This window comes from Paraglaciecola sp. (assembly GCF_030730205.1).
Classification (GTDB): Bacteria; Pseudomonadota; Gammaproteobacteria; order Enterobacterales; family Alteromonadaceae; genus Paraglaciecola.
The window spans coordinates 1-7,382 of sequence record NZ_JANQVQ010000318.1 but is presented as its reverse complement, the minus strand read 5'-3'; the positions used below and the strand labels follow the sequence as shown (position 1 = coordinate 7,382).

Sequence of the window (7,382 nt, the reverse complement as noted above, 5' to 3'; positions counted from 1 at the left end):
CTGCTTTGAGCGAATTGCAGACACTCAGAGAACTACCTGATAACTTAAATATAAGTCGGGTATCGACCCTAAAGCAGATTAAAAAGTCATAAGTGTCTTGCTCTATAAATTTGATAATCAACCACTTAACTCGAATAAAGGGGCAACCGTAGGCTTTTTAGTCACCATATTCACCAAGCCACCCGGCGCAGACTGGCCGTAAAGAATACTTGATGGGCCTTTAATCACTTCAACCCGGGACAGGGTTTCTATGGGTTGCTGATAGTGAGACCAATGTTGGTGACCATCACGCAAATAACCGGTAGAGGAGCTTAACTCAAAACCCCGGGAGCTAAACACTTCCCGATTGCGCTGGGTAGAGCCTGGCGACAAGCTGGCATCGTTATTTAGCACTTCACCTAATGTGGTGGCCAGTTGCTCAGCCATAATAATTTCTGGAATTACGGTAACCGATTGGGCGGTTTCAAGCAGCGGTATGTTAGAGCGCATCGCACCTGAGGCATCCTGTACCTGATAGTCATCAAAAGAAGCACCATTGATGGTGATAACCTCCATCGCGTTAGCATTTGTGTTTGCTTCGCTTTCATTTGCTGCACTTGATAACGCCACCAAGCCCAAACTCACACCAACAAAAATCCGATTTAACTGCATGAAAGTTCCCAAATTGTATTCGCAATTAAGATAAGAGGCGCTGATATTAACACAAATGCAAATAGCATCAATTCTTGTTTAAGGGAATTTTCACGACTACTTCACAATGATGGGCGTGATTGTTGATTACTAAAAGGAGAGATAAGCGAGGGTAACGTATTGAAATAACGAATGAACAACGATTACCCGCTTTTGAATTTGTAACCCACACTGTAAACCGCGGCGATTGGGCTAGCATCCGCATCAATGGCGCTAATTTTTTTGCGTATATTTTTAATATGAGTATCGATATTACGATCGGATATGTTGTCCGTGCAGGTATACACACTATTGATAATATCTTCGCGACTAAACACCCGCCCCACATGACTAATAAACAACCAGAATATTTTAAACTCTACCGCAGTAAACTTTAGATTTTCGCCGTGAAGATACGCATCGTAGTTATCTTTGCTCAAGCGAAACCCCTCGTACTTAATGGTGTTGGCGATGGTGGGGCTTGTTCTTCTAAGTACCGTTTTTATGCGCGCAACGACCTCTTTGGGGCTAAAAGGTTTACATATGTAATCATCTGCGCAAAGTTCCAAACCCAGCAGGCGATCTTCTTCTTCTCGTTTAGCAGTAAGCATAATAATAGGTACACTCGAGAAAAGGCGCAGACGTTTGCATATGTCGATACCACTAACATCTGGCAGCATTAAATCAAGCACAACAAGATCAATATCATGTTGCTTGATATAATCCACCACGCCCTGGCCGCTGGTAAAGTGAACAGTAACGTAACCTTGCTGCTCACAATACGCCACAAGAACTTCAGCGATGTTTTCTTCATCTTCAACAATGAGTATTTTTTGTGCTGTCATTTTCTAGCCTAGTAATGAAAAGGTAACCTTTACCTCTAGCCCACCTTGCGGTGAATTATCGAGGGTTATTGTTCCACCATGGGCATCGACAATCTGTTTACATAGGGCAAGCCCTAAGCCCGAACCACCGTGCTCTCTGCTGCGAGATTTTTCTACCCGATAAAAGCGTTCAAATAACTTTTCTTGATCCTGGGGTAAAACGCCAGGTGCCGAGTCTTGTAATATAAGGCAGATCGTACCATTTATTTTTTTGCCGGTTATGATGACTTGCCCGCCAGAATGGGTGTATCGACAGCTGTTTTCCAACAGGTTTGAAAATAACTGTTTAAGCCGATTTTTATCACCTTTTACCATCCATTCTTCCCCATTGTTTAAACTCTCACAGATTAGGGTTAAGCCTTGCTCGGCGAAACGGGCGGCATAACTGTCAACCAATGCCTCTAATAAGCTTGTTAAATTAACCGGTGCAAAGTCATAGGAAAGGTTGGCCATATCGTTATGTGCCAACTGAGCCAAATCATCAACAATGAGATTAAGGTTTTCAACTTGATTAACCAGCAAGGCAATACGTTTCTCGTCGGCTTCAAATACGCCGTCTTGTATGGCCAGTAAATGTGAGCGAAGCACCGTCAAGGGCGTTCTTAATTCGTGGGAAGTATCTGACACCCACTGTTGACGCATTTGCTGATTTTGTTCCAGCGTTTGAGCCAACTCGTTAAAATTATTAGATAAGGTCCCTAACTCGTCTTGGCTAGCCGGTATTATTCGGCTGCTAAAGTTACCTTTGGTTAACGCATCGGTACCGCCTACGATCTGCTTAATAGGTTTGATTAAATGGCGAGACAACACAATTGCCATAACAAAAGCCAAAACCACAACCCATAGAGTGATCACGAAGTAATTATTAAACTGAGCGGTTAAAAATGCTTTTGCAGGGCTTGCCTGGATAAACCGAGAAGGCACAAGACCTATCCAGCCGATAACGCTATCATTTAGCAAAATTGGCTCTATATGGGGGTTTTCATCTAACTTAGCTCTGCCCACGATCACCTGTTTATCTTTGTTATACAAGCTTATTCGCTGCCCCGTTTTAAGCGAATCTACAGGCCCAGACACACTCGTTTTTTTTTGCGGCTCGACGATAGCCCGCCACAATTGCATGTTTTCTGCTATTGACTGCCAACTGCCCAACTCCCGATAAAATTCAGTGAGTTGATACTTAATACTGGCAACGTGATTTTTTTCCTGTTGTTCCACAAAGTCGTTAAACCCGGTGGAGAAGCTCATATATAAAAAACCAAACATCACGCCAACAAGAGCAATGTTGGTAACAAAAAAAGCTAAAAAGAATTTATGGATTAGTTTCACAGGTTTAAGACGCTTAGCGAAGATAGCGTGATATCCGTATTGCAATGTTGCATATTGATTATGTACCTACAATTCATAAAACCCAAAAGCGTATCCCCTTTTCGATACGCTTTTAGTGGTTAATCGTATGACAAGGTTAAAATGTAACTTTGGCTGTGTCACCAGGGCTAAGCAATTGATACTGGGGCTTCACAAAATTTGCATGTACTGTGCCCAAGGTTTTAGGGAACGATAAAGCAAGTTCATCGACGCGACTAAACCGGTGTTTTGCTTGGAATACAATTTCCAAATCGTGAACATCATTGCCCCCAAGAGGAGTAACGTCCACTCGTTGAAAGGGAATAGCCTGGTTATTAATACGCAATACCATTTTTTTCTTAAGTGCTTTTTTCATATAATTTTTTAGCTCAACAGCGCTTAAATTTTCTGGCATTACCTCATCAATATCGCCCATAAGCCACGCTTGCTCACTTTGAAGCGCCAAGATCAAATGCGTGGTATTGGTATACACCTTTACCTCTACTTGACCATCTCGCAAGGTAACCTGTGCCGTGGTTGCTTTTAATTCGTGGGCTGCAAGGTAAGGGCTTACGCTGACAATTATTGCGACAAAAAGCAGCCAGGTTATTTTAGTGATTACATTCATACAATGTGCCTTAATGCTTTGCCAAACATATCCATTATTCTATTTGGGCTGCACGATAGTGGCTTTACAAATGAGGGTGTTATCGGTTTCCAGATCCTCACCCCAGATAAACTTCGCGCTTTCGTCCCAAACAATATCGTCATAGCCATCCTTTGGCCCCACAGATGCGGAGTCGTGCTCAATCGCATTGGGCCAGCCACTGTAATCAAAGTCGCTTTTCAACCATCCCTCCGGCGCCTCTTTCGCCATAAAGGTGCAATACCCTTCTCCGGCCACAGGATTTGCTTCCCCTTCACATAATTTATTCAGTGGCGCTTTGTGCAACACCTCACATTTAAAGGCTTTATCACTTACCCCAACCACTCGTTGGGTGTCGGTATCGGTTATCTGCATGATAAAACCCCCATCGCCCATTTGCTGATTTCTGGCGCCAATGTATTCAAGGCCCGTATCATTTTGCTTAAAGTCTTTAATGATCAAATTAAGCTCAATAGGATAATTGGCAGAAAACGTAATACTTTCAGCATTAAAGGAACGCTCAGTGGTAATGGGAACGGAATCCTCAATAAGTAATTGTTCGCCAATGTAGGCGCTAAACCAGTTGTCTGCCCATGCCTCAAGTTTAAAGTGGTGTTCACCGGTAATTTCAGGGTTGGCATTTTGTTTTGTCGTCGTTGCAGTGTGTTTATTAGGTAATGACCCTCTACAAAATGTGCCCGTTTCTACCTTACCGCCATTACTAATGGTTTTTTGCGTAAACTCGTAGCAGTCTTTTCCCTCTCGGGCGGGACGATACGTAGTGAAATACTCCTCCCCCTTGTACGAATAACGCATGGTACGACTTCCATCTTCAGCAATGGTATGGGTAAGGTTTTCAACACTGCCTCGGGGTGGGCGCAGGTCGGCGCGAATTCCCTGGGTATCGCCATTTAGCGGTGCCACTCTGGGTAGTCGGCTTGTGTCCACTTCGCCCACTAAACACTGAATAATGTAGGGCGGTGTAGTCGAGGTTTGGTATCGATACCCAAACGTGGGATCTGACTGTCCGTTACACACGTCAAGCTCCCCTTTGGCAATTGGGCTTCCGTCTGGATTATTATTGCCATACAACGGATAGCCGTCGTAACCCCACCCAATAATGGCATCACTCCCCTGGTTTTCCATTGCATCAATCATACAAGTGGGTGCCGCATGATAGTGATAGTCATCCCCCCGTCCTGCATGGCCTCCGCATATATCCAGTTGCCCCAACACCACAGTGTCGTGCTGCTCATCGTAGTTGTTAACGTCTAACTCTCCCTGAGAAGAATAGTCGTATATGGGCACACCATTTACCGCCACACCCACAGCAGCATCAATGGTGGTTACCGATTGAGCCTTTTTGGGGTGCAGCTTAATAGGAGCCACATAATCTTTCGCTGGCACAGGTATTTGCTCGTTGGTCGAGGTGATGCCAGTCATCATTTCGTGTTCAGGGTACGTTGAAGAGGCTACGTATGCGTAATTTTCATCGCAAGTCACCGATACGCTTTCCCCAAAGCCAGCCTGGCTAATAGATTGCTTGATTTGAGTACATCGTGGTGAATCTACATTTGCCGTTAGGTAAGCAGAATTCAGGGATGTTTGATCATTAGGCTCGGGTTTTCTATTTGGCTTGGGCCTATCACCACCGCGACCACGTCGCTCGTAGGTCACCGACATACTGGCAGAGCCAAGGGTTATATCTTTTATGGCATTAAGCAGTGTGGCACGGTCCACTGTGGCATTGGGGTTAACAATGACAGGCGCCGACAAAGCATACAAGGTATAGGTATAGCGTTTCACCCCCGGCCCTTTAGAACAAGGTGGCGCGTACTGATTTACATTATTTACGCTGTTCGAACCGACATCACCGAGGGTTTCCCCTGCGTCGATATGGGTTTTGCTAGCTGGAATATTGTAGAGCGTCCAATACCAATGCATGCCCTCTGGTGCTTCATGATCCATAATTAGCGCATAATATTGCGTATCTGTGGGAGCGCCATGCCAATTTAACGGTGGGCTAATACCTTTGCCATCACAGGTGTAAACCATTGGTAATTTACCGTCATCCCCCACTGCCGGACTATCTAGCGTAAATCCCTGCTCATTTACTTGGGAACTCTGACTATCGCAAGCAGTTAACATGAGACAGCAAAGGGCACTCAACCAAACCGCATTCATTGTTTTCATCATGTAAAACTCCAAAGCTAGAAAAACCTTAACCCATTCGCGCCATTCACTATAGCGGACAAATGTAGAGCAATTATGTAGTTATACACCTTGTTTGCGTATGTTGCGTTTTACCAAAGGGAAGAGCCTGTAGTGGTCAAATAATTTTGGCCACCTGATTAGAGGATAAAATCTGGCTTCATGCAGAAAACGAATGTCTGCAACTAAGGCAAAGTAGAGATTCATGTTGTCCTAAATTGTTTTTGAAAGCGGCAAAATAATTCAATTTTGCCGCGTTTATTTCCCGCCAATGTACCTAATTGCTGAAGCCAAACTCACTAAACACTTGCCTGCAAGATTGAAGCGCCAAACGCTCGTAACGTATCTTCCTCAATTCTTCACGAATATAGCTTTCCCTCTGGGGCGATAACTCCAATAAGATTTGCAGGCCGTTTTCTCTGCCAGCCAGCATGGCTTCTTGGTCAATGAACTGCTCTAGCTTTTGAGTGATGATGGCATTCGGTTCAGGCGTTAATGGTGGGCTTTCTGGAACAGATTGTTGAAGCTGTTCCTGTTGGGAATTTTCTGTAGGGATTGAAAATAGCAACGGAGTGGCACCTGGTTGCCGCGTGACAACGATCTTGCCCTCATCAGCCAGACTCAAACTCACCCTATGAAAAACCTGTTTTAAATTTTTGCGATTGTACTCCTGTAACCCAGCGTGATCCGCGAATAGCTCCATCAATTGAGTGCCGGTCTTGGGGTGGCCATCTGCCAGTGTCGCTTGGATAAAATTCACAACTTCCTTTTTTTCGGTTTGTTTCATTGTTATCGCCTCAGATATCTAAGTTTTCTGACGCCTCAAGAGCATCCTGAACGTCAATTCCCAAGTAACGGACCGTACTTTCAATTTTTTTGTGGCCAAGCAACAGCTGAATAGCACGGATATTTTTATCGCGCTTGTAGAGGATTGATACCTTGGTTCTGCGCATGGAATGCGTGCCATAGAGACTTGAATCTAGCCCGATCGACTCGACCCATTTATGGACAATTCGATCATAAGCACGGGTCGTCATGTGAGGAATACTGTGTTTTCGGGATGGAAATAGAAAGTCATCGAACTTCAACGTTTTCAATTCGACCCAAGCTTTGACGGTTTTACGTGTCTGAGGTGTGATCTCGAATTGGACTGGTGTTCCAGTCTTTTGCTGCACGATACTTGTTCTGGCCAAGACCTCCCCTGATCGCATCACATCAGAAACTTTGAGCGATACTAAGTCACAGCCGCGTAACTTGGAATCTATCGCTAAATTTAGTAATGCCAATTCACGTGTGTTCTTTGCAATTTCCAGCCTGGTTCGAATAGCCCAGATCTCTTGCTGCTTCAATGGAGCCTTCTGACCGATGATCCGGCCCTTATTCCATGCAACACGTTTTTCCATGATGACCTCCCGATTTTTTGAGAAACCATAGGGTGAAGTCACTTGGTATAGATGCAAAGCTCTCTAAAATAAAGCTCAAAAAACACACAAAATGAGGAAAGCTTTTTCAGTGAATTCCGCTCTGCATTCGAAAGCAGACGTTCGATGTAAGAAACTGAAATGTCAGGAATTGGCACCTACCGGAAAGAGCGAAAATCGGATATTTTCCACGCGCGATTTTGG

General features: G+C 44.4%; 6 protein-coding genes and 1 pseudogene. All 7 read right to left on the bottom strand.

What is annotated here, in order from left to right:
* Nucleotides 1–123: 123 nt before the first annotated feature.
* Nucleotides 124–651: pseudogene (locus NWQ57_RS21205) on the bottom strand (TonB-dependent receptor plug domain-containing protein); the annotation flags it as partial.
* 182 nt (nucleotides 652–833) lie between these two features.
* Nucleotides 834–1,514: a response regulator gene (locus NWQ57_RS21200; protein WP_306024186.1), complete on the bottom strand. Its 681-nt coding sequence runs from the start codon at nucleotides 1,512–1,514 to the stop codon at nucleotides 834–836.
* Between the two features lie 3 nt (nucleotides 1,515–1,517).
* A complete protein-coding gene (locus tag NWQ57_RS21195) occupies nucleotides 1,518–2,882 on the bottom strand; it encodes an ATP-binding protein (protein WP_306024185.1) in 1,365 nt (454 codons plus the stop codon).
* Nucleotides 2,883–3,018: 136 nt separating this feature from the next.
* The gene (locus NWQ57_RS21190) at nucleotides 3,019–3,528 is read right to left on the bottom strand and encodes a hypothetical protein (RefSeq protein ID WP_305977300.1); all 510 of its coding nucleotides are present in this window, start codon (nucleotides 3,526–3,528) and stop codon (nucleotides 3,019–3,021) included.
* A 39-nt stretch (nucleotides 3,529–3,567) separates the two neighbouring features.
* The gene (locus NWQ57_RS21185; RefSeq protein WP_305977299.1) at nucleotides 3,568–5,742 is read right to left on the bottom strand and encodes a YHYH protein; all 2,175 of its coding nucleotides are present in this window, start codon (nucleotides 5,740–5,742) and stop codon (nucleotides 3,568–3,570) included.
* 292 nt (nucleotides 5,743–6,034) lie between these two features.
* A complete protein-coding gene (locus tag NWQ57_RS21180; RefSeq protein WP_305977298.1) occupies nucleotides 6,035–6,544 on the bottom strand; it encodes a hypothetical protein in 510 nt (169 codons plus the stop codon).
* Between the two features lie 10 nt (nucleotides 6,545–6,554).
* Nucleotides 6,555–7,160: a tyrosine-type recombinase/integrase gene (locus NWQ57_RS21175; protein ID WP_306024184.1), complete on the bottom strand. Its 606-nt coding sequence runs from the start codon at nucleotides 7,158–7,160 to the stop codon at nucleotides 6,555–6,557.
* Nucleotides 7,161–7,382 lie beyond the last annotated feature (222 nt).